18 protein-coding genes and 1 tRNA gene are annotated in these 22,092 nt (G+C 68.6%); 12 read left to right on the forward strand and 7 right to left on the reverse strand.

The annotated features are described in order from the left end of the window. Positions 1-301: 301 nt before the first annotated feature. Genes HPA02_RS07585 through HPA02_RS07595 form a run of 3 tightly spaced genes read right to left on the reverse strand, consistent with a single transcriptional unit; the run spans position 302 to position 4,324 of the window. Positions 302-1,726 carry a sigma-54-dependent transcriptional regulator gene (locus tag HPA02_RS07585; RefSeq protein WP_146802487.1) on the reverse strand — a complete coding sequence of 475 codons (1,425 nt, stop codon included), beginning with the start codon at positions 1,724-1,726 and terminating at the stop codon, positions 302-304. Beyond that, positions 1,723-3,453: a transporter substrate-binding domain-containing protein gene (locus HPA02_RS07590; RefSeq protein ID WP_146802488.1), complete on the reverse strand. Its 1,731-nt coding sequence runs from the start codon at positions 3,451-3,453 to the stop codon at positions 1,723-1,725. The genes HPA02_RS07585 and HPA02_RS07590 overlap by 4 nt, the downstream gene beginning before the upstream one ends. A 7-nt stretch (positions 3,454-3,460) precedes the next feature. Then, positions 3,461-4,324, reverse strand: a complete 864-nt coding sequence (locus HPA02_RS07595; RefSeq protein WP_146802489.1) for a YicC/YloC family endoribonuclease — start codon at positions 4,322-4,324, stop codon at positions 3,461-3,463. A 278-nt stretch (positions 4,325-4,602) separates the two neighbouring features. On the opposite strand from HPA02_RS07595, the gene rph reads away from it, so the two are divergent. Then, positions 4,603-5,325, forward strand: a complete 723-nt coding sequence (rph, locus tag HPA02_RS07600) for a ribonuclease PH (protein ID WP_186809950.1) — start codon at positions 4,603-4,605, stop codon at positions 5,323-5,325. A gap of 80 nt (positions 5,326-5,405) precedes the next feature. Here rph and HPA02_RS07605 read toward each other — a convergent pair whose 3' ends face one another. After that, complete coding sequence (locus HPA02_RS07605) at positions 5,406-6,173, reverse strand: exodeoxyribonuclease III (protein ID WP_146802491.1); 768 nt, start codon at positions 6,171-6,173, stop codon at positions 5,406-5,408. A gap of 105 nt (positions 6,174-6,278) precedes the next feature. Here HPA02_RS07605 and pyrE point away from each other — a divergent pair, with 105 nt between their 5' ends. The 3 genes from pyrE to rep all read left to right on the forward strand — a co-directional run bounded on the left by pyrE (position 6,279) and on the right by rep (position 9,572). Next, positions 6,279-6,926, forward strand: a complete 648-nt coding sequence (gene pyrE, locus HPA02_RS07610) for an orotate phosphoribosyltransferase (protein ID WP_146802492.1) — start codon at positions 6,279-6,281, stop codon at positions 6,924-6,926. Between the two features lie 90 nt (positions 6,927-7,016). Then, positions 7,017-7,517, forward strand: coding sequence for a tRNA (uridine(34)/cytosine(34)/5-carboxymethylaminomethyluridine(34)-2'-O)-methyltransferase TrmL (gene trmL, locus HPA02_RS07615; RefSeq protein WP_146802493.1), 501 nt, complete (start codon positions 7,017-7,019; stop codon positions 7,515-7,517). Between the two features lie 3 nt (positions 7,518-7,520). Next, on the forward strand, positions 7,521-9,572 hold the full coding sequence (rep, locus tag HPA02_RS07620; RefSeq protein ID WP_146802494.1) for a DNA helicase Rep: 2,052 nt from the start codon (positions 7,521-7,523) through the stop codon (positions 9,570-9,572). 91 nt (positions 9,573-9,663) lie between these two features. On the opposite strand, the gene HPA02_RS07625 is transcribed toward rep, so the two are convergent. Next, positions 9,664-10,434: a c-type cytochrome gene (locus HPA02_RS07625; RefSeq protein ID WP_186809951.1), complete on the reverse strand. Its 771-nt coding sequence runs from the start codon at positions 10,432-10,434 to the stop codon at positions 9,664-9,666. Positions 10,435-10,632: 198 nt separating this feature from the next. Between HPA02_RS07625 and HPA02_RS07630 the strand changes: the two genes are divergently transcribed. From HPA02_RS07630 to HPA02_RS07640, 3 genes are all read left to right on the forward strand, one after another. Further along, positions 10,633-10,709 (forward strand) — tRNA-Arg (locus HPA02_RS07630). Between the two features lie 158 nt (positions 10,710-10,867). After that, positions 10,868-11,365 carry a molybdopterin-dependent oxidoreductase gene (locus tag HPA02_RS07635; RefSeq protein ID WP_146802496.1) on the forward strand — a complete coding sequence of 166 codons (498 nt, stop codon included), beginning with the start codon at positions 10,868-10,870 and terminating at the stop codon, positions 11,363-11,365. Next, positions 11,365-12,543 (forward strand): GGDEF domain-containing protein, encoded by a 1,179-nt coding sequence (locus tag HPA02_RS07640; RefSeq protein ID WP_146802498.1) that lies wholly within the window; start codon positions 11,365-11,367, stop codon positions 12,541-12,543. The genes HPA02_RS07635 and HPA02_RS07640 overlap by 1 nt, the downstream gene beginning before the upstream one ends. On the opposite strand, the gene norR is transcribed toward HPA02_RS07640, so the two are convergent. Then, positions 12,527-14,065, reverse strand: coding sequence for a nitric oxide reductase transcriptional regulator NorR (norR, locus tag HPA02_RS07645; protein ID WP_146802499.1), 1,539 nt, complete (start codon positions 14,063-14,065; stop codon positions 12,527-12,529). The genes HPA02_RS07640 and norR overlap by 17 nt on opposite strands. A 335-nt stretch (positions 14,066-14,400) precedes the next feature. On the opposite strand from norR, the gene hmpA reads away from it, so the two are divergent. Beyond that, the gene (gene hmpA / locus HPA02_RS07650) at positions 14,401-15,576 is read left to right on the forward strand and encodes an NO-inducible flavohemoprotein (RefSeq protein WP_146802501.1); all 1,176 of its coding nucleotides are present in this window, start codon (positions 14,401-14,403) and stop codon (positions 15,574-15,576) included. Here hmpA and HPA02_RS07655 read toward each other — a convergent pair. Beyond that, entirely contained in the window at positions 15,528-17,507 is a 1,980-nt protein-coding gene (locus HPA02_RS07655; protein WP_146802502.1) for a metallophosphoesterase family protein, read from the reverse strand. The genes hmpA and HPA02_RS07655 overlap by 49 nt on opposite strands. Before the next feature lie 301 nt (positions 17,508-17,808). On the opposite strand from HPA02_RS07655, the gene HPA02_RS07660 reads away from it, so the two are divergent. From HPA02_RS07660 to HPA02_RS07675, 4 genes are all read left to right on the forward strand, one after another. After that, positions 17,809-18,924 (forward strand): extracellular solute-binding protein, encoded by a 1,116-nt coding sequence (locus HPA02_RS07660; RefSeq protein WP_146802504.1) that lies wholly within the window; start codon positions 17,809-17,811, stop codon positions 18,922-18,924. A gap of 73 nt (positions 18,925-18,997) precedes the next feature. Beyond that, the gene (locus tag HPA02_RS07665) at positions 18,998-20,137 is read left to right on the forward strand and encodes an ABC transporter ATP-binding protein (protein WP_146802506.1); all 1,140 of its coding nucleotides are present in this window, start codon (positions 18,998-19,000) and stop codon (positions 20,135-20,137) included. Then, positions 20,130-21,017, forward strand: coding sequence for an ABC transporter permease (locus HPA02_RS07670; RefSeq protein ID WP_146802508.1), 888 nt, complete (start codon positions 20,130-20,132; stop codon positions 21,015-21,017). Before HPA02_RS07665 ends, HPA02_RS07670 begins: the two co-directional genes overlap by 8 nt. A gap of 159 nt (positions 21,018-21,176) precedes the next feature. Next, positions 21,177-21,977, forward strand: coding sequence for an ABC transporter permease (locus HPA02_RS07675; protein ID WP_146802510.1), 801 nt, complete (start codon positions 21,177-21,179; stop codon positions 21,975-21,977). Positions 21,978-22,092: the final 115 nt, after the last annotated feature.

Genomic DNA, 22,092 nt, shown 5'->3' on the forward strand with positions numbered 1-22,092 from the left:
GTCGGGCGGGCGATCGCCGGCCGGGGGATCGGGGGCGTTGTTATTGGCATGGTGGGTCGAACCTCTTGCTCGGAATGTCGGGCCCCCTCGTGGGAGCCACCCTGTTATCAGCAAGTCGCGTGCCAAGTCGTCAGTATTTATATAACTATATGAATTTAAGGATAATTTTTAGGATTCGGTGGGATGGGGAGGCGGGGGAAGGGGTATAACCCGGCGTCCCGGCGGGCGCCGGGATTTATTGCAAGATTATGAAAATAAAGATTTTTCAGGAATTATAACCCAGGTTATAAGTGGCCTCGGGTTATAGGGGGTCGCCATCGCCCTGGCGGCGCCGCTTGAGTCGCTTGCTCAGCGCCGGCTGGGAGATGCCCAGCAGGCGCGCGGCGAGGGACTGGTTGCCCTCGGCGCGGCGCATCGCCTCGCCGACCAGCAGGTCGGCCACCTCGTGCAGGGTGGGCAGGGGCGCGTCCGGGGCGAAGACCGGCCGCTCGCGGGCCTCGGCGGCGGGCGCCTGCCCGCCACCCTGCTCGATGGCGCGCTTGAAGGCCTCCATGGAGAGCATGCGGCTGCGATGCAGGCTCATGGCATCGAAGGCCATGGCGCGCAGTTCGCGGATATTGCCGGGGAAGTCATAGTTGGCCAGCAGCACCGGCAGCTCCGGCGGATAGCTCGGCACTGCCTTGCCCAGCTCCTCGGCGGCCTCGGCCAGGAAGTGGTCGAGCAGCAGGGGCAGGTCCGGCTTGCGCCGCCGCAGGGGAGGAATCAGCACCTGGTGGGTGCGCAGCCGGTAGTAGAGGTCCTTGCGGAAGTCGCCGGCCTGCTGCTTGGCGTGCAGGTCGCGGTGGGTGGCCACCACGATGCGGGCGTTGAGGCGCTTGGGACGGTCGCTGCCCAGCGGATAGTACTCGCCCTCCTGGAGCAGCCGCAGCAGCTTGACCTGGGAGGCCAGGCTGAGGTCGCCGATCTCGTCGAGGAAGAGGGTGCCCTCGGCGGCCTGCTCGATCATGCCGGCGCGGGCCTGGTCGGCGCCGGTGAAGGCGCCGCGCTGGTGGCCGAACAGGGTATCGGCGAAGACGTTGTCGTCGAGCCCCGCCACATTGACGCTGACCAGCGGGCCGGGGCGGCCGCTGAGGCGATGCACGGCGCGGGCCACCAGCTCCTTGCCGACGCCGCTCTCGCCGCAGATCAGCAGCGGCTGGCGGCTCGGCGCCACCGACTCCAGGTACTGGAAGACCGCCCGCATGCCCTTGTCGGCGGTGATGATCGGCGCGAAGGCCTCGGGATGCTCCAGGGTGTCGTCGAGGAAGCGCTGGCGCAGTGCCTGGTTCTCGAGCTTCAGCTCCTGGAGACGAATGGCACGCTTGATGCCCTCGATCAGGCGGCGCTGCTCGTCGGTCTTGACGAAGTAGTCGAAGGCGCCGTTCTTGATGCAGTCGACGGCGGTCTCCACCTGGTTCATGCCGCTGATGACGATGACCCCGACGTCCGGGTGCTCCTCAACGATTCGCGCCAGCAGCGCCTCCCCGGAGAGATGCGGCATGGTCAGGTCGAGGGTCACCAGGCCGATCGGCTCCCGGGCCAGGATCTCCATGACCCGGCGCGGGTCCTCGCAGCGCTGCAGATGGGTGATGCCGGCGCGCTCCAGGGCGATGCTCAGGCTGCGCAGGTAGGAGGGCTCGTCGTCCACCAGCAGGACGCCGAAGTCGGGGTAGCGGTTGTCGGTCATGGGCGCCTCCTCGGATTCGCACTCGGCGGCGGCTCGCCCACCGGCAGCGACAGGGTCACGGTGGTGCCTTCCCCCGGCCGGGAGGCGAAGGTCAGCTCGCCGCCGTGCTCGTGGACGATGCCGGCGGAGACCGAGAGCCCCAGGCCGGTGCCGCCACACTCCCGGCGGGTGGTGAAGAAGGGGTCGGTCAGGCGGTTGAGGGCCTCGGCGGGGATGCCGCGGCCCTGGTCCGCCACCTCCAGGAGTACCCGATCCACGGCGGGGTCATGCCGGGTGCTCAGGCGAATGCCCTGGTCGCGATGCTCCAGGGCCTGGCAGGCATTCAGGACCAGGTTGATCACCACCTGCTCGATGCGCTGGGTATTGCCGCGTACCTTGGGCAGCTCCGCGGCATAGTGGGTCGCGAAGTGGTCGGTGGCCTGGCGGATCGAGTTGTCCACCAGGCGCGTGGCGGTGCGCGTCACCTGGTTGAGGTCCAGGGCGTCATCCAGGTCGCGGCTGTCCTGGCGGGCGAAGTCCTTGAGGTCGCCGACGATGCGCTTGATGCGCTGGGTGCCCTCGAGCATTTCGTCGAGCATGGGCGGGATCTCGTCGCGCATCCGCGAGTAGGGCAGGCCGCCGAAGGAGAAATCGCCATGCTCCCGATAGTGGGCCTCTAGGATCGGTCGGGCGTCGTCGTAGGCTTCGCGCAGCACCGGCAGGTTGAGCAGCAGCAGGCCGCTGGGGTTGTTGATCTCGTGGGCCACGCCGGAGACCAGGATGCCCAGGGAGGCCATCTTGTCGGCCTGGATCAGCTGCTGCTGGCGCTGGCGCAGCTCCTTGGTATGGGCGGCGACCTGGCGCTTGAGCATGCGGTTCCACACCACGATGCCGCCCAGCACCAGCAGCAATAGGGCGGAGAGCACGGCGCCGACCAGGCCGATGCGCTTCCAGGGGATGCCCTCGGCCTGCTCCAGGGGACCGAGCCAGCGATCATAGATCGCCTGGTGGCGACCGGTGTTCTTGAGGATGGCGAGCCCCTCGCTGAACTGGGCCAGCAGGTCGGCATTGCCGTGCCTCACCGCATAGCCGTAGCGCAGCGAGAAGGGCCGGGCCACCGGCTCCAGGTTGGTCAGGCCGAGCTCGCGGCTCAGGTAGAGCGCCGGCAGGTTAGCCACCAGGGCATAGTCGTGCTGACCGGCGGCCAGGGAGCGCAGGGCATCGGCGTGGGTGTCGGTGGTGATCGGGCGGATATCCAGGTCCTGCTCGAGCAGGAAGTCATGCATGATATCGCCGCGCTGGACGATCACCTCCTGGCCGCGCAGGGCCTCGAGGCTCTCCACCGGGGGCGTGCCGCGGCGAGCGAAGATCGACTGGTGAACGATGGCATGGGGCGGGGCGAAGTCGAAGGCCTGGGTACGCGCCTCGGAATAGGACATGCCCTGGAGGATATCGATCTCGCCGCTCTCCAGGCCGCGGCGCACCTCGCTCCAGGTCGCTAGCTCGATGCGTACCTCGAGGCCCATCACCTCGGCGATGGCCCGGGTCAGCTCGACGTTATAGCCGGCCGGCTGGCCCTCGTCGTCGAGGAACTCGTAGGGCGGATGGTAGCGGTCGCCGCCCACCACGATCACCGACTCGGTCTCCTCGGCCTGCCCCCGGGCCGCCAGCGGCAGCGCGGTGAGCAGCGCCAGCAGTAGCGGTACGAGGCGGTGACGAAGAACGATGAGGCGCGGGCTGGCGATCATGCCGGAGTCACTCGATATTCTGGATCTGCTCGCGCATCTGCTCGATCAGCACCTTGAGCTCCACGGCGCAGCGAGTCGTCTCGGCCACCACCGACTTGGAGGAGAGGGTGTTGGCCTCGCGGTTGAGCTCCTGCATCAGGAAGTCGAGGCGCCGGCCCACGGGCCCCTGCTGGCTCAACTGGCGCTCCACCTCGGCCACGTGGGTCTCCAGGCGGTCGAGCTCCTCGTCCACGTCGGCCTTCTGGGCCAGCAGGGCGATCTCCGCCTCCAGGCGCTGGGGGGCGAGTTCGGCCTGGAGGGCGGCCAGGCGCTCCTGGAGCTGGCTGCGCTGGCGCTCGAGGATCGTCGGCAGCAGGCCGCGCACCGTGGCGACCTGCTCACCGATACCGGCCAGGCGGTCGCGGATCAGCTCGGCCAGCTTGGCGCCTTCCCGGGCGCGGCCTTCGATCAGGTCGTCCAGCGCCGCCTCGAAGAGGGCGACGGCCGCGGCCTTGATCGCCTCCAGGTCCGGCTCGGCGGCCTCGACGACGCCGGGGTGGTCGAGCAGCGCCAGGGCGTCCGGCATGGGGGCATCGGGGATCTCGGCGCGGACCTGTTGCAGGGCGAAGCCGAGGGCGGCCAGGCGCGAGCGGTTGATGGTCAGCGCCTCGCCCTCGCCGGCGGACTCGAAGCGCAGGCTGCACTCCACCTTGCCCCGGGCCAGGCGCCGGCGCAGGGTCTCGCGGAAGGTCGGTTCCAGGTCGCGCAGGCTGTCGGGGAGACGGAAATGGGGTTCCAGGTAGCGCTGGTTCACGGAGCGCAGCTCCAGGTGCAGGCTACCCCAGGCGGCGTCCCGGCTCAGCCGGGTGAAGGCGGTCATGCTGTGAACCATGGGAACTCCTGATGGCGGGCGCAGGGAGGCGACAGTGTAACCGATTAAGGGTGTAGAATAAGCGCCCTGCCAGAGGTCCAGGACCATTGTCGCTAGCATCATGGCCGAGGAGCGCTGGGAGCAGGTCGAAGCGAAGCGTCATTATCAGGGACGAGAATGCCGAGCGCCCAAGGAGGGGTTCACAGCGTCTTCGCGGAGTTGCCTGCTCCCAGGTGGCCCCGAGCCCCATGCTGGATGATGGCTCGGCCCAGAGATTTCACCCGAAGATGAGAGGTTCTATGCGCCCCAGCGGACGACAGCCCGACCAGCCCCGCGAGATTCGCCTGACCCGCGACTATACCCGCCACGCCGAGGGCTCGGTGCTGGTGGAGTTCGGCGACACCAAGGTGCTGTGCAACGCCAGCGTCGAGGCCGGGGTGCCGCGTTGGCTACGCGGCAAGGGCCAGGGCTGGATCACCGCCGAGTACGGCATGCTGCCCCGGGCCACCCACACCCGGGGCGGCCGCGAGGCGGCGCGGGGCAAGCAGGGCGGTCGCACCCTGGAGATCCAGCGGCTGATCGGTCGCTCGCTGCGTGCCGCGGTCAACCTGAAGAAGCTCGGCGAATTCACCATCACCGTGGATTGCGACGTCATCCAGGCCGATGGCGGTACCCGCACCGCCTCCATCACCGGCGGCTGCGTGGCCCTGGTGGACGCCATCCGTTACCTGCAGCGCAAGAAGCTGATCAAGTCCGATCCCCTCCAGCAACTGGTCGCCTCCATCTCGGTGGGGCTGTTCAAGGGCCAGCCGGTGGTGGACCTGGACTACCCGGAGGACAGCGGCGCCGATACCGATATGAACGTGGTGATGACCGAGGGGGGCGGCCTGATCGAGGTGCAGGGCACCGCCGAGGCGGGCCAGTTCAGCCGCGCCGAGCTCAATGCCATGCTCGAGCTGGCCGAGGGCGCCGGGGCGACCCTCTTCGCCCGTCAGCGCGAGGCCCTGGGCATTCGCGATTGACTTCGGTGCCCGGAACGCATCACGCCGGCTGAGTCAGCCGGCGTGATGGGCCCCCGGAGGGGCGGCGACGGAGGTCGGGGTCACAGCGTCAGATCATACTCCACGATCAGCGGCGCGAACTCCGAGAAGGTGGCGTCGTGATCGATCCAGGCATCGACCACATGGCGGCGGAAGTTGGGGCCCACCACCTGGTAGTCGAGGCGCCAGCCCTCCTGGCGGGAGCGCGGCACTTCCTGGTCGAGCTTGGGCCACCAGGTGTATTCGCCAGCGTCGCGGTTGATCTCGCGGAAGGTGTCGATAAAGCCGGTGGGGCCGAACAGCTGGTCCATCCAGGCCCGCTCCTCGGGCTTGAAGCCCGGGGTGGTCTGGTTATCGGCCCAGTTCTCCAGGTCGATGGTCTTGTGGGCGATATGCCAGGTGCCGCAGATGATGTACTCGCGGCGCTTGCGGGCCATCTTGGCCAGGTACTCCTGGTACTGGGCCATGAAGGCCTGCTTGGCCTGGGGGTCGCTGCCGTCGGGCATCAGGAAGCTGACGATGCTGAAGCGATCGTAGTCGGCCTGCAGGAAGCGCGCCTCGTTGTCGCACTGGGGGAAGCCCAGGCCATACATGATCGCCTTGGGGATCTTCCGGCAGTAGATGCCCACGCCGGAGAAGCCATCCTCCTCGGCGTCCAGGAAATAGCCCTCGTAGCCTTCCGGGTAGAGGATGCTATCGTCGAGCTCGAAACTCTTGGTCTTCAGGTTCTGCACGCAAACGACATCGGCGTCCTGGTTGGCGAGCCAATCCAGGAAGCCGCGGCTCACCGCTTCGCGGATGCCGTTCACATTAATGGTCGCGATCTTCATCACATAGTCCCTTTACCGTCGCGCGTGTATGATACCTGACGTTTCGACGTTTGGGTAAATGGCCCGTAGTGATTAATCATGATAGGGGGAAGCGTGGCGGACAGCATGCAGCCATATCAGCGAGAATTCATCGAATTCGCCATCGAGCAGGGCGTCCTGCGCTTCGGTGAGTTCACCCTCAAGTCCGGCCGGGTCAGTCCCTACTTCTTCAATGCCGGCCTGTTCAAGAGCGGCGCGGCCCTGGCGCGCCTGGGGCGCTGCTACGCCCAGGCCATCGTCGATAGCGGCCTCGACTTCGACGTGCTCTTCGGCCCGGCCTACAAGGGCATCCCCCTGGCCGCCACCACCGCCGTGGCCCTGGCCGACGGCCATGACCGCGACACCCCCTTCGCCTTCAATCGCAAGGAGGCCAAGGATCATGGCGAGGGTGGCAATATCGTCGGCGCCGACCTGGCGGGTCGCATCCTGATCATCGACGACGTTATCACCGCCGGCACCGCCATCGGTGAGGTGATGCAGCTGATCGATGGCGCCGGGGCCAAGGCCGCCGGGGTGGTGATCGCCCTGGATCGCCAGGAGCGCGGCAAGGGCGAGCAGAGCGCCATCCAGGAGGTCGAGGCGCGCTACGGAATGCCGGTGGTGAGCATTGTCACCCTCGACCTGGTGCTCGAATACCTGGAAGAGCATGCCGGCGAGGAGCTCAAGGCTCATGCCGCGGCGATTCGTGACTACCGCGCCCGCTACGGCGTCTGAGGCAGACGCCGCCACGCCGTGACCCTCGCCGCTCGGGCCCCGTGAAGGGGCCCGAGTGCGTTGGGCCGATGATCGTTTCAGGAAGCGCTTATGCTTGATGTGGTGCTCTACCAGCCCGAGATCCCGCCCAATACCGGCAACCTGATCCGCTTGTGCGCCAACACCGGCTTCCGGCTGCACCTGATCGAGCCGCTGGGCTTCGTGCTGGACGACAAGCGGTTGCGCCGCGCCGGCCTCGACTACCACGAGTGGGCGCGGGTGCGGGTGCACCCCGGCTGGGAGGCCTTCCTCGAGGCGGTGGCGCCGGAGAGGCTCTTCGCGGTCTCCACCCGCGGCGGCACCGGTTACCACGAGCCCCGCTACCGGGAAGGCGACGCCCTGGTGTTCGGGCCCGAGACCCGCGGCCTGCCCCAGGCGCTGCTGGAGTCCCTGCCCGCGTCCCAGCGGTTGCGTATCCCCATGCGCGCGGACAGCCGCAGCCTCAACCTCTCCAATGCCTGCGCGGTACTGGTCTATGAGGCCTGGCGTCAGCTGGGCTTTCCCGGGGCCGGCCTCGCGGGGGTCGAGCCGTCCGGCGGCCCCAAGGAGTAAGTGATGTCGATTCAACAACGGCTGGCCAAGCTCAATCCCCGCCAGCGGGAAGCGGTGCGCTATATCGACGGCCCCTGCCTGGTGCTGGCCGGGGCCGGCTCCGGCAAGACCAGCGTGATCACCACCAAGATCGCCTACCTGGTGCAGGAGTGCGGCATGAGCGCCCGGCGCATCGCCGCGGTGACCTTCACCAACAAGGCCGCCCGGGAGATGAAGGAGCGGGTCGGCCAGATGCTCAAGGGCAAGGAGGGCCACGGCCTCACCGTCTCCACCTTCCACACCCTGGGCCTGACCATCATCCGCAGCGAGCTCAAGACCCTCGGCTACAAGCCGGGTTTCTCGCTGTTCGACCCGGACGATGCCAAGGCACTGCTGCGCGACCTGATGAACAAGGACGCCCAGGTGGATGCCGATCAGATCAACCGGGTCCAGGCCACCATCTCCAACTGGAAGAACGACCTGATCCTGCCGGGCCAGGCGCTGTCCCACGCCGCCGACGAGGACGAGCTGTTCGCCGCCCGGGTCTATGAGGCCTACAACCGCCACCTCAAGGCCTACAACGCGGTGGACTTCGACGACCTGATCCTGCTGCCGGTGGTGCTGCTACGCGACGACCCGGAGGCCCTGGCGCGCTGGCGCAAGCGCATCCACTACATGCTGGTGGACGAGTACCAGGACACCAATGTCAGCCAGTACCTGCTGGTCAAGCTGCTGATGGACGAGCGCCAGACCTTCACCGTGGTGGGCGACGACGACCAGTCGATCTACGCCTGGCGCGGCGCCCGCCCCGAGAACCTGGTGACCCTCGGCGAGGACTTCCCGCGCCTGCAGGTGATCAAGCTGGAGCAGAACTACCGCTCCACCGGCACCATCTTGCGCGCCGCCAATACCCTGATTGCCAACAACCCCCACGTCTACGACAAGACGCTGTGGTCGGAGATGGGCCCCGGCGAGCCGATCCGCGTGGTGGTCAACCGCCACGAGGAGGCCGAGGCGGAGCGGGTGGCCAGCGAGATCCTCACCCGGCGCATCAAGGAGTCCGCCGAGTGGCGCGACTTCGCGGTGCTCTACCGCGGCAACTTTCAGGCCCGGCTGCTGGAGCTCAAGCTGCAGCACTACCAGATCCCCTACAAGCTCTCCGGCGGCACCTCCTTCTTCTCGCGCAATGAGATCAAGGACGCCATGGCCTACCTGCGCCTGCTGATCAATCCCGCCGACGACAACGCCTTCCTGCGCATCGTCAACGTGCCGCGCCGGGAGATCGGCCCAGGGACCCTGGAGAAGCTCGCCAACTACGCCACCGAGCGGGGCGGCTCGCTATTCGCCGCCTGCGGCGAGATGGGCCTGGCCGAGCAGCTGCCGACCCGCGCCGTGGAGCGCCTGGGACGCTTCACCCACTTTATCGAGGCGGTGCGCCGGCGCATGGATGGCGGCGATGCCATCGCCGCCATCCGCGAGATGATCCGCGAGATGGATTACGAGGCCTGGCTCTACCAGAACGCCAGCGCCCCGACCATCGCCGAGCGGCGCATGGCCAACGTCTGGATCCTGATCGATCAGCTCGAGAAGTCGATGGGCCGCGAGCCTGAGGAGAGCAGCGCCTCCGAGGAGACCGAGACCGATAGCGTGGAGGCGGCCATCTCGCGGCTGGTGCTGCGCGATATCCTCGAGCAGCAGGCCGAGGAGGACGATTCCGATCGGGTCCAGCTGCTGACCATGCACGCCTCCAAGGGGCTGGAGTTCCCGCATGTCTACCTGATGGGCTGGGAGGAGGAGCTCTTGCCCCATCGCAACGCCATCGAGGTGGGCACCGTGGAGGAGGAGCGGCGCCTGGCCTATGTGGGCATCACCCGGGCGCGCCGGACCCTGACCCTGACCCTGGCCCGCCAGCGCAAGGCCTATGGCGAGCTGATGGACTGCACCCCGAGCCGCTTCCTGGATGAGCTGCCCGCCGACGACCTGGAGTGGGAGGGGCGCGCCGACAAGGAGGACCCGGACAAGAAGCAGGCCCGGGGCAAGGATGCCATCGCCGGGCTGCGCTCTTTATTGGGCTAGCGGCTTCCCACTCGGTTGGCGGGGGCACCGGAACGACGAAGGGGGGCGCCGAGTGGCGCCCCCTTCGTCTGCGGTCGATAGGTCGTCGGCCTTACTGGGCCTGGCTGACCATATAGTCGACGATGGCCATCACCTCTTCATCGGCCAGGCCGGCGTTACCGCCCTTGGGCGGCATGGCGCCCTTGCCGTTGAGGGCGCTCTGGTAGAGGGTCTCGACGCCCTGGTCGATGCGCGGGCCCCAGGCCTCGGCATCGCCCAGCACCGGGGCACCGGCCACGCCGGCACCGTGGCAGGCGGCGCAGCCGCTGCTGCCGTAGAGGGCCTCGCCGTCCAGATCGCTGCCACCCGACTCGGCGGCAGCGGCGGTCTCGGCCGCCGCGTCGTCGGTGGCTTCACCGCCGCCGATGGCCGGCAGGTCGCCGTCGAAGACCGGCTCCACCAGGTGGTTGACCGCCGCCTTCACCTCATCGTCGGAGAGGTTGGGGTTGCCGCCCCGGGCCGGCATCGCATTGAAGCCGTTGATGGCGTGGGTGTAGAGGGTCTCGATGCCCTGATCCAGGCGCGCCGCCCAGGCATCGGCCTCGCCGCGCTTGGGTGCGCCGGCGGCGCCGGTGTCGTGACAGGCCATGCAGACGCTGCCATAGACCTCGGCACCATCCACGGCGCCGCCGCTGCTACCGCCGCTGGGGGCCGCGCTGGCGATGCCGCACTCTTCGCCCTGCAGGCAGAGCTGGCCTACCGGCGCGAGTCGCTCGGCGATCGCCTCGCGCTCGCTTTCGCTCTGGGCTTGTGCGGTCGTGGCCAGGCCTGCGGCCAGGCTCAGGGCGGCCAGGCACCCCATGATCAGCTTGCTGGATTTCACTCTCACCACCTCGTCGACGGTCCTGTTATTCGAAATCGGGTCGCGCGCTGCGCAAGTGGCCGACAGTATACCGGCATCCTTCTGGCCAGGAAAATGCCATCCTTCGCCCAATGCGCATGTCCCGGCGGCCGGTGGGCTGGACAGCGGCCAGGGGGGAAGGTAGGATGACGACCGCCTGGCCGCCGCGCCGGGCATCGCGCGCCCGTAGCTCAGCTGGATAGAGTACTGCCCTCCGAAGGCAGGGGTCGCAGGTTCGAATCCTGCCGGGCGCGCCACGCTTTCCGAGAAGGGTCCGCGAGAGAGCGCGGGCCCTTCATCGTTCTAGGCCATCACCCGGCCAAAATATCAGTAATTCATAATGTATTTCAGTGGGGTACAGTCTCTCCCGTGGTGGCCGATGATTCACTAGAGCCCCTTCGCCGAGGAGTCCCCCATGCGCTTCCCCATCCCGTGCTTGCCACTGATCCTGCTGAGCCTGTGGCTGCTGGGCATGACCCAGGTTCAGGCCCAGTCCCAGGTGCAAGCTCAAGAGAGTCCCGTGCTCACCCTGAGCCGGGGTGGCGAGAGCCGCGTCCTGAGCCTCGCCGAGATCGAGCGCCACGGCCTCCATGAGGTAGAAATGCGCCACTTCGAGGGGCCGGAGGGGCGCTTCGCTGGGGTCTGGCTGAATGACTTCCTGGCCGCCGAGGGCCTGGATGACGCGCCCCGGGTGCGCTTTATCGCCTACGACGACTACACCACCTTCTTGACCCCGGCCGAGCGGGCGGCGAAGGCCTACCTGCTGGTGACCCGCCTCGATGGCGAGCCCCTCGGCCGCGACCAGTTCGGCCCGCTGATGCTGGCGGTGCCGGCCGATACCGAGGCGGTGCTGGCCGGTGAGGAGCCCATGTCGCGCTGGATCTGGTCGATCCGCGAGGTGAGCGCCCGGTGATGGCGGGGCGCCGCCTGGCGCTGCTGATGATCGCGGCCTTCGCGCTGCTGGTCGTCCTCGCCCTGCTGGCGGTGGGCGGCTACATCGCCGAGGCGCGCCGCCATGTGGGAGCCGACTACACGGCCATGACCACCGACGTAGTGCGTGCCCAGGAAGACGCGGTGCGCCTGCGCCTGACCCTGGACAGCCTGCGTGCGAGTCCCGATCCCCTGCATGCGGAACAGCTGGAGCGTCAGCTATGGGTGATCGAGCTACGCATCCGCGGCATCACCCGACTGCTGCAGCGCAGCCAGCTGCCCCGGGACGAGTACCGGCCGCTGGTCGCGGAGCTCGCCCGTCTGGAGTCGCGGCTGCCGGCCCTGCGCCGGGCCATGGCGGCCTTCGTGACGGGGCGCGATCCGCGGCGCCTGGTGGAGGTCGGCGGCGAGCTGGAGGAGGGGCTGGCCTGGGCCTACAGCGAGCTCAACGAGCGGCTCCTCGAGGCCGCCGCCGGCCAGCGGCGGATGATGGAGCGCCTGACCCTGGCGGTGATCGCCCTGGCGGGGGTGGCGGTGCTGATGATCGGCGGCCTGATGCTGGCCCTGTGGCGTATCTACCAGCAGCGCGAGGCGCTGATCCAGCAGAGCCGTACCGACCCCCTGACCGGCCTGGACAATCGGCGCCACCTCTACGAGGTGGCCGCCCAGGAGTTTGCCCGCTATCGTCGGGACGCCGGCCCCCTCAGCCTGGTGCTGATCGACCTGGATCACTTCAAGCGCATCAATGACGCCTATGGTCATCCCACCGGGGATGCCGTCCTGGTGGCGCTGGCCCGGACCCTGCTGGGCGAGGTGCGGGAGGTGGACCGGGTGGCGCGCCTGGGCGGCGAAGAGTTCGCCGTGCTGTTGCCCGATAGCGACCCCGCCGGGGCCGCCCGCCTGGCCGAGCGAATCCGCGCGCGCATCGCTTGCCTCGAGTTGCCGGAGCGGGCGGCGGGGGAGCGGCTGACCGCCAGCCTCGGCGTGGCCACCGCCACCCCGCAGATGGCAGGGCTCGAGGCCCTCTATGCGGTGGCCGACCGGCGACTCTACCGGGCCAAGGCGGAGGGCCGCGACCGGGTCGTCGCCGGCGTGGAGGGAGACGTGCTCGGCCCTTCCCCGGCGAGTCCTCAGGCCGAGCGGGTTAGGCCGAGTCCTTGAGCCCCAAGCGCCTGGCCAGGCGGTGCAGGTTCCCCGGGTCCATGGCCAGGCGCCGGGCGGCGCCGGCCCAGTTATTGCCCGCCGCGGCCAGGGCCCGGGCGATATAGTCGCGCTGGAAGGCGTCGCTGGCCTCGCGCAGCGGGCGTATCGGCGCCTGGGACGGCGCCGGTACTGCCTCTTCCGCCGGCGTGGCGGAGGCGCTCTCGGGCAGTGCCAGATGCCGGCACTCGATGCTGATCGGGGCGCGGCGTCGCGCCTCGTCGCCGCGCTCGGCCAGGGCGCGCAGCGCCGCCCGGGCCAGGGTATGCTCCAGTTCGCGAATATTGCCCGGCCACTGCCAGTCGATCAGGGCCGTGCTCGCCGCCGGGGTGAGGCGCAGGTTGGCCAGCCCCAGGCGGATGCGGTTGATCTCCAGGAAGTGGCCGGCCAGCAGCGGAATATCCTCGCGACGCCGACGCAGCGGTGGCACCTCCAGGGGAAAGGCGCCGAGGCGATGATAGAGATCCTCGCGAAAGCGGCCGGCGGCCACCTCCGCCGCCAGGTCGCGATTGGTCACCGCCACGATGCGCACGTCCACCGGCTCCGGGCGCTCCTGGCCCAGGGGCTGGATCTCTCCCTCCTGCAGCACCCGCAGCAGCTTGGCCTGCAGCGCCAGGGGCAGTTCACCGATCTCGTCCAGCATCAGGGTGCCGCCGTCGGCCATGCGGAAGTGGCCGCGGTGATCCTGTACCGCCCCGGAGAAGGCGCCACGGCGATGGCCGAAGAGGGCGCTCTCCGCCAGGCTCTCCGGCAGGGCGGCGCAGTTGACCTGCACCAGGGGCCCCTGGTGGCGTTCGGAGCGGGCGTGCAGGGCGCGGGCGATCAGCTCCTTGCCGACCCCGGTCTCGCCATGCAGCAGCACGCTCATGGCGGTGGGGGCCACCAGGGCCACGTTGGCCATCAGCTGGCGCATGGCGGGGCTGTGCCAGTGCTGGATCCCCGTCGGGGGCGCCTCCTGTTCCAGGGCCTCGTTGAGTCGCGAACGGGTGGCGCTGAGGCGCGCGGCCAGGCGCAAGCAGGTGCCCAGCAGGTGGGCGGCGGCGGCCAGCTCCGCCTCGTCCAGCACGGCCAGGGCGCCGGGGGTCAGGGCATCCAGGGTCAGCAGGCCGGTGAGGCGCTCGTCGTCGTCACGCAGCGCCACCCCCAGGCAGTCGTGGACCGGGTTGAGGGCCTCGTCGAGCAGGCCATCGAAGGGGTCGGGGAGTTCGCTGCCCAGGGGGAAGCGACACACGCCGGGGTGGGCGGCGATGGCCGCCAGGCGGGGGTGCTCGGCGAGGCGGAAGCGCCGCCCGCGGACCTCCTCGGGCAGCCCCAGGACCGCCACCGGGCGCAGGCTCTCCTCCTCCAGCACCATCAGGGTACTGGCATCGGCGGGGTAGTTCCCCACCAGGGTCTCCAGCAGCCGGGCCCAGGCGGCTTGGGCGGGGGCCTCATGGGTCAGCTGGGTGAGCAGGCGGCGCAAGGCCTCTAGGAAGTCGGTCATTTAGTGTCACTCGAACAATGCCGTTGTCACTATAACAGCATTAATCGAGTCAAAATAACACTCTTAGGACGTCGCTCCGGGGGACTAGGGGGGATGCTCAGGGGCGCTGGGGGCAGGTCGGAGCAAAGCGTCTTTTTCATGGACGAAAAAGTCGAGCGTCCAGGGACGGATTCACAGCGGCTTTGCGAAGGCCTGCCCCCAGGAAAGCCCCGGTCCTCAACGAGACGAACACCTAGCACAATTGGCCGGCTCGGCATCATCGAGCGGGAGGTTGGCATGGCGTTTGCTGTAGGGAATAGGCAAAGCGCCAACCCACTCGATAACCAAGGAACGCCATGCTGACTCACGACCAGGAACGGCTGATCGCCGCCACCGCCCCGGTGGTCGCCGAACACCTCGATGCCATCACCCAGCGCTTCTATCCGCTGATGTTCGACCGCTATCCGGAGGTCAAGGCCCTCTTCAACCCGGCCCACCAGGCCAACGCCGCCCAGCCCCGCGCCCTGGCCGGCGCGGTGCTCGCCTATGTGCAGCTGCGTGGCGAGCCGGCCCGGGCCCGGGCGGCGCTGGCCACGGCGATCAGCAAGCATGTCTCCCTGGGCATCGCCCCGGAGCAGTACCCCATCGTCGGCGAGTGCCTGATGGCGGCCATCGGCGAGGTGCTGGGCGAGGCGCTGACGCCGGAGATCGCCGGCGCCTGGGGCGCCCTCTACGAAGAGTTGGCGGGCCTGCTGATCGAACTGGAGTCCCACCACTACCACGCCTTCGCGAGTCTCCCCGGCGGCTGGCAGGGCACCCGCACCTTCCGCCTCGCCGAGCGGCGCGAGGAGAGCGAGGTGATCACCTCCTTCCTGCTCGAGCCGGTGGACGGTGGCCCGGTGGCGGACTTCCAGCCGGGGCAGTATATCGGCGTCAAGCTGAGCCTGGACGGCGAGACCCATTATCGTCACTACAGCCTCTCCGCCTACCCCAATGGGCAGAGCTATCGCCTCTCCATCAAGCGCGAGCCCGGCGGGCGGGTCAGCGAGCACTTTCATGCGCGGATGGCGCCGGGCGATACCCTGGAGCTGCTGCCGCCGGCCGGCGACCTGACCCTGGTGCCCGGCGCCGCCCCGGTGATGCTGCTCAGTGGCGGCGTGGGCCAGACCCCGATGCTGCCGCTGGCCCGCCAGGCCCTGGAGCAGGGGCGTCGGGTGATCTACGTGCATGCCGCCCGCGATGCTGCCCATCACGCCTTCGGCGAGGAGTTGGCGGCGCTAGATCGCGCCTTCCCCCAGTTGCTCGATACCACCCTGCTCTACGAGGAGGGCGAGGGGGGCAACCACCGCGGGCGCCTCGATCGCGCCCTGCTGGAGCGCCTGCTGCCCGCGGGCGAGGTGCACTGCTACTTCGTCGGCCCCCAGGGGTTCATGAGCGCGGTGAATGCCCAGCTGGAGGCCCTCGGCGTGCCCGCCGAGCGGCGTCACTTCGAGCACTTCGGGCCGGCCCGGCCGCTGGACGTCGCCGCCTGATCCGCTGCCGCCTCCCGGGCCTCGGGGGGCGGAAAGTCCACCTCGAAGCCCCGCACGTCCAACTGGCGAATCCGCGCCGGGCGTCCCTGGTCATCCAGTTCCACCAGGCCCAGGCCGCTGCCGTTCCACAGCCGCTCGCCGGCCTCGGCGCGGTCCGGGTCCCGGGGCGTGATGCGCATGGGGCGCCGCTGGGTAAACCAGTTGAGCGGCGAACGCGGCGCATAGAGCCAGCGATTGAGGCGATCGAAGGTGCTGAGCAGCGGCTCCGGGAAGCTATTCTTGATGCCGCTGGAGGTGATCTGCCAGAGCCGTGGCCCGCGGCGGCGGTGGCGGATGCGGATGTCGTAGACGAAGGAGTAGTGGACGTCCCCGGAGAGGATCACGTAGTTGCCGGGGGTCTGACTGTGCCGAAAGATATTGAGCATCACGCTGGCGGCGCCGCGATGGGCCATCCAGTTCTCGGCGTCCACCAGCAGCGGCTTGCCGGCCAGCACGAAGAGCTTCTGAATGCCCTCGATCAGCTTGACCCCGAACATCGGCGCCGGCGAGACGATCACCACCGACTCGCTGCCCAGCAGCGCCTGCTGCAGTTCGCATAGCGCCTCCCAATCCATCAGCCCCGAGGGGCGTCCCGGGCGGCGCTCGTTGCGCCAGCGCCGGGTGCGGGTGTCCAGCACCAGCAGCGGCGGTGCGCCGGGCACCCGGAAGCCCCAGTCGCGATGGCCGCGCAGCGCTTCCAGCAGGGCATCCTGGGCCGGCGCCGGCAGGCCCTCCTCCCGTTCGTGGGTCTCCCCCAGCAGCGCCTCGGCGCGTTCGACCAGCCCCGCCATCCTCCCGGGATCGTTGCCCCAGCCCTGGCACAGCAGGTAGCCCCAGAGGGCGTTGCCGAGGATGCGGCGCGAGAAGGGGTGGCCGTAGGCGCAGGCCTCCCACTCGGCGGTCAGGTTCCAGTCGTCGGTGACGTCGTGATCGTCGAAGATCATCAGCGAAGGCAGATGCGCCAGCAGCCGGGCGGCCTGGGGCAGCCCGGCCACGAAGGCCTCGATGACCGCTTGCTCCTCGTCGTAGCGGGCGGCCAGCTCCTCGGACAGGGGAGGGCGCGGCGGGTCGATCAGTCGCCAGGGCACCGGCGACCACACCAGCAGGTACATGGCCATCACCTCGGCGAAGGTGATCAGGTGGTTATGGGCGTTGGCCGAGGTGAAGACCGGCTTGCGGGCGCCGCCGAAGAAGCGCTCGCGCAGCGCCGCGTTGACGGTGATATCGGGGAGCAGCGATTCGCGGCGGTAGTAGCCGGCGGGCTCGGCGTAGAGGGCCTGGCTATCCGCCACGGTGGCGCCCTCCAGCGCCTCGTCCACCAGTCCCAGGCGGCGGATCAGCGCATGGATGGCGGCCAGCATGGGGCCGGCCACGTCGTCGGCATAGATCTGGTCGCCGGTCATCAGCAGCCAGGCGGGCCATTCCTCGGGGCGTTCGCGGCGTTCGGCCAGCCAGGCGTCGCCGCGCGCCAGGCCGTCCTCGTCCCGATGGTGGGGCTTGCGGCAGGAGCCGTGGAGCAGGCGGCGCTGGTCCTCGGTGAGCACGAAGGCGGGGCGCGTCTCGCCATCATGGCAGAGGTGGGGGGCCCAGTCGGCGATACCCGGAGCGCCGTCGCGGTCCTCCAGGCGCAGGTCATAACCGATGCGCCGCCCCCGGGGCAGGGGCGTGGCCAGGGGCACCTCGATCAGGTGCAGCCAGGCGTGGCGACCCACCGGGATACGTCGCAGGCGCTCCCCGCCGAGCCGTAGCCGCCGCGGCGTGGCGCCCTCCGGATAGAGGTGCAGGCCGAGTTCCAGGGGCCGGGAGCCTACCAGCCAGAGCACCAGGCGTTCCGGGCTCAGGCGGCGTAGCAGGGGGCCGGCGAGGATATCGGGAAGGGGCTGATCGTCCATGGGCAAGGGCATCGCAGTTGGCTGGAGGCGTCGTCGCGCCGCGCGGGCGCCGGAGACTCAGCATCCCCGATCGGCCCGGGGCCTGGCAAGCCGGGCCGCGCCCGGCGGCACTCTGGCATTCCAACGGTGGGGGCGAGTGATAACGTTGATGGCGGGACTGGGCCTTCGTGCATTAGCGACTACGCTTACTGGATCGACGATTGAACGGTCATTTAATTGCCATCCGATGGACACTTGGCGGCCGTACCATCGTCGCGCTATCCACGGCTGTCGACTCAACCTGTCCACCGGAGAGAGAACCATGTCGATCACGCGTCGTCGTTTCCTCAAGGGGTCGCTGGCGGCGGGCGCCGCCGCCACGGCGCCCGCCTTCTATATCAACAGCGCCCTGGCCCAGGAGCAGACCCTGCGCATCTATGCCTGGGCCGGCTACTTCACCGATGCCATGCTGGCGGACTTCACCGAGAAGACCGGCATCCGCGCCACCTTCACCCCCTATGGCACCAACGACGAGCTGATGAACTCCCTGCGCGCCACCGATGGCAGCGGCTTCGACGTCATCATGCCCACCGTGGACCGGGTGCCCGGCTACCTGGACTATGACCTGGTTCAGCCCCTGGACACCTCCCGCATCAACTGGGACGGCGCCCTGGAGAGCGCCATCGAGGGCTCCGAGGTGGGCGGCGTGGTGGACGGGCGCCGCTACTTCGCGCCCAGCGACTGGGGCACCGAGGCGATCACCTGGCACCGCCGTTACGCCACTATCGATCGCGCCAGCCTGAGCTATGCGGACCTGTGGAACCCGGAGCACGGCCAGGGGGTGACGGTGCGCGGTCACTCGGCCCTGGTGGGCATCGGCCTGTGGCTGGAGCGGGAGGGCCGGCTGCCCTTCCCGCTGCTCGACTCCTACAAGAGCGAGGAGGCGATGCGCGCCAACTTCGACGTCATCCTCGAGGAGGCGGTCAAGCACAAGCAGATGCTGGTGCAGTTCTGGGACACCGAGAACGAGGCCCAGGCCGCCTTCCGCACCAACGGCGCGATCATCGGCCAGACCTGGGACTCCACCGCCTTCCGCCTGCAGCAGGAGGGCGAGGATATCGCCTATGGCGCGCCCCGGGAGGGGGCCCTGGCATGGATGGAGGGCTTCGTGATACCCAAGAACGCCCAGAATCCGGATGCCGTCTACGAGCTGATCAACTGGTACTACACCCCCGAGGCGGGGGCCATGTTCGTCGAGGCCACCGGCTACAATTCCACCGCCAAGGGCGCCACCGAGCTGTTGCCGGAGGCCACCCGCCAGTTCTTCACCGACTCCTACAGCGAGGCCGACCTGGCCAACCTCTGGTGGTGGCCGATCCAGGAGCCCTGGTACGTGGCGCTGCGCAACGAGTATCAGGATCGCTACCTAAGCGCTTAAGTGAGCGCCCGAGCGAGCGGCCCCCGACATCCCGGGGGCCGTGCTTCCGTCGATCGAAGAAGGCAAGCGCGCAATGGACGCTAGCGTCGAACTGGATCGGGTGGTGATGCGCTTCGGCGACTTCACCGCCATCGAGGAGACCTCCCTGGCCATCGCCTCCGGGGAGTTCTTCAGCTTCCTCGGCCCCTCGGGCTGCGGCAAGACCACCCTGCTCAATATCGTCAGCGGCTTCCTGACGCCCAGCGCCGGGGCGGTGCGCATCGGCGGCGAGGCCATGGCCGGGGTCTCGGTGAACCGCCGGCCCACGGCGATGATCTTCCAGAACCTGGCGCTCTTCCCGCTGATGACGGTATTCGAGAACATCGAATTCGGCCTCGAGGTGCGCGGCGTCGACCGCAAGACGCGCCGCGCCACCTCGGAGCGGCTGCTGGCCCTGGTGGCCCTGGAGGGCAGCGGCCCCAAGCGAGTCACCGAGCTCTCCGGCGGCCAGAAGCAGCGGGTGGCCATCGCCCGGGCCCTGGCGGTGGAGCCGCGGGTGCTGCTGCTCGACGAGCCGCTCTCGGCCCTGGACCTCAAGCTGCGCCAGCATATGCGGGTCGAGCTCAAGGCGATCCAGCGCAAGACCGGCATCACCTTTATCTACATCACCCACGATCAGGGCGAGGCCCTCAACATGTCGGACCGGGTGGCGGTGATGTCGGCGGGGCGAATCCAGCAGGTGGCCGACCCCATGACCCTCTACCGTTCGCCCCAGACCGGCTTCGTGGCCGCCTTCGTGGGCGAGAACAATCGCTTGGAGGCCAAGGTCATCGACCGGCAGGGCGAGCGGGTTCGCCTGGATGGCGGCGCCCTGGGCGAGCTGAGCGGACGCGCCACCGCGCCCACCCCCCTGGCCAATGGCGCCGCCGCGGCCCTCTATGTGCGCCCCGAGCACCTGCGCCCGGTGGCCCCGGGCCAGGGCCTCGAGGCCACCATCGAGGCGCTGCACTTCGAGGGCGCCTGGGTGATGCTGGAGACGCGGCTCGCCGCCAGCGGCGAGAAGCTACGCGTGCAGCTGGGTCACGAGCTCTCCCGCCAGCACCTCGAGGCGCTGCGGCCGGGACAGAACGCCCACTTCGGCTTCGACCCCGAGGACGCGGTGGTGCTGCCCGACGATGGCGGCCCGGCGCTGGACGAGGCTACCGGCGAGGTGGTGGAGGCTGGGCATGTTTAGGCAGCTCAAGGCGCGCTTCGGCGGCCCCTTGGCGGCGGCGATCCTGGCCCTGCTGGGGATCTGGCTGATCGTCATGGTCACCCTGCCCCAGCTGCAGATGATCGACTACTCGCTGCGCCCCAACCTGCTGCCGGCCCAGCTCGGCGGACCCGAGGACCGCTGGACCCTGACCAACTACGTCACCCTGTTCAACAACGAGATCCACCGGGCGATCTTCTTCAAGACGCTGTGGTCCAGCGTGCTGGTGACCCTGCTGACGCTCGCGGTCAGCTACCCGCTGGCCTACTACCTGGCCAAGCTGGCCAGTCCCCGGCAGGCGGCGCTGTGCCTCCTGCTATTGATTATTCCCTTCTGGATCAACGAGATCCTGCGCACCTACTCGTGGTTCATCATCCTGGCGTTTCGTGGCCCGCTCAACGAGGTGCTGATGATGCTGGGGCTGATCGAGCGCCCCATCCGTTTCCTCAGCGGCGACGCCGGGGTCATGGTGGGCATGGTCTACGCCTATATCCTGTTCATGGTCTTCCCCATCTACAACGCCATCGAGAGCCTCGACGACAACCAGGTGCGGGCCGCCCGGGACCTGGGCGCCGGCACCCTGCGCACGCATCGGCGCATCATCATCCCGCATGCCAAGCCGGGCATCGCCACCGGCTGCATCATGACCTTTATGCTGGCGGCGGGCAGCTATGCGGTGCCGGCCCTGCTGGGCTCGCCGGGCAGTCGCTGGTTCACCCAGATCATCTACAACTGGTTCTTCGAGGGCGGCAACTGGAACCAGGGAGCGGCCTACGCCTTCCTGCTGCTGATCCTGTGCATCGGCTTCATGTCGCTGGTGATGAAGGTCTTCAAGGTGGGGCTGGGGGATATCGCCAAGTAGCTTCGGGAACCGGATACAGCGGCTTGCCCGAGGAACCACCTCGCAAAGACGCTGTGAACCACTCCCTGGGCGCTCGGCATTCTCGTCCCTGATAATGACGCTTTGCTCGTGTGGTCCCTCGGCACCGCTTTTCGAGGGCATCAGGTAAGGATGGAGTGGATGAGTTCGCAACGACTGATGAGCTGGGCCCTGCGCGGCTATGTGGTGGTGTTCTTCGCCTACCTCTTCCTGCCGCTGCTGGTGATGGCGGCGGCGACCTTCAACGACAGCCGCTTCCCCACCGTGACCCCCTGGGACGGTACCACCCTGCGCTGGTTCGGCGAGCTGGCCGCCGATGGCGGCATGTGGCAGGCGCTCGCCAACAGCCTGATCGTCGCCGCCGGGGTGCTGGTGGTGGCGGTACCCATCGGCATCGCCACGGCGCTCTTCCTCAACACGGTGTCGAGCCGTGCCAAGCCCTTCCTCTATGCGCTGATCCTCTCGCCGCTGCTGACCCCGGGGGTGATCATCGGCATCTCGACGCTGATCTTCTGGCGCCAGTGGGGGGTGAGCGGCGGCATCCTGCTCACCGTGCTGGGCCAGGCCACCTTTATCGCCGCCTATGTGATGCTGATGGTCACCGCCCGGCTGCAGCGCTTCGACCGTACCATGGAGCGCGCCGCCCTGGACCTGGGCGCCAGCCAGTGGCAGATGTTCCGGCGCATCCTGCTGCCCTACCTCCGGCCGGCGATCCTCTCGGCGGCGGTGATCGCCTTCCTGCAATCCTTCGAGAACTACAACACCACCCTCTTCGTGGTGGGCTATGACACTACCCTCACCGTCTATATCGCCTCCAAGGTGCGCACCGGCCTGACCCCGGCGGTCAACGCCCTGGGGCTGATCCTGATCCTGGTCACGGTGCTGCTGGCTATCGCCTACGAGGTCAAGCGGCGCCGGGAGGCCCGAGTGCCCGGCGTCTAGTGACAACTCGCGGCGCCATTCGCGTCGATCGGGTGCGGATTCTGGCCGGGTGATGGCGAGAAAGGCTAAAATGTGTCGTATTATGTGGATTAAATAGCGTGTTGCGTCATTTTTG

Origin of the sequence: Bisbaumannia pacifica, assembly GCF_007989625.1 — a bacterium.
Classification (GTDB): Bacteria; Pseudomonadota; Gammaproteobacteria; order Pseudomonadales; family Halomonadaceae; genus Bisbaumannia; species Bisbaumannia pacifica.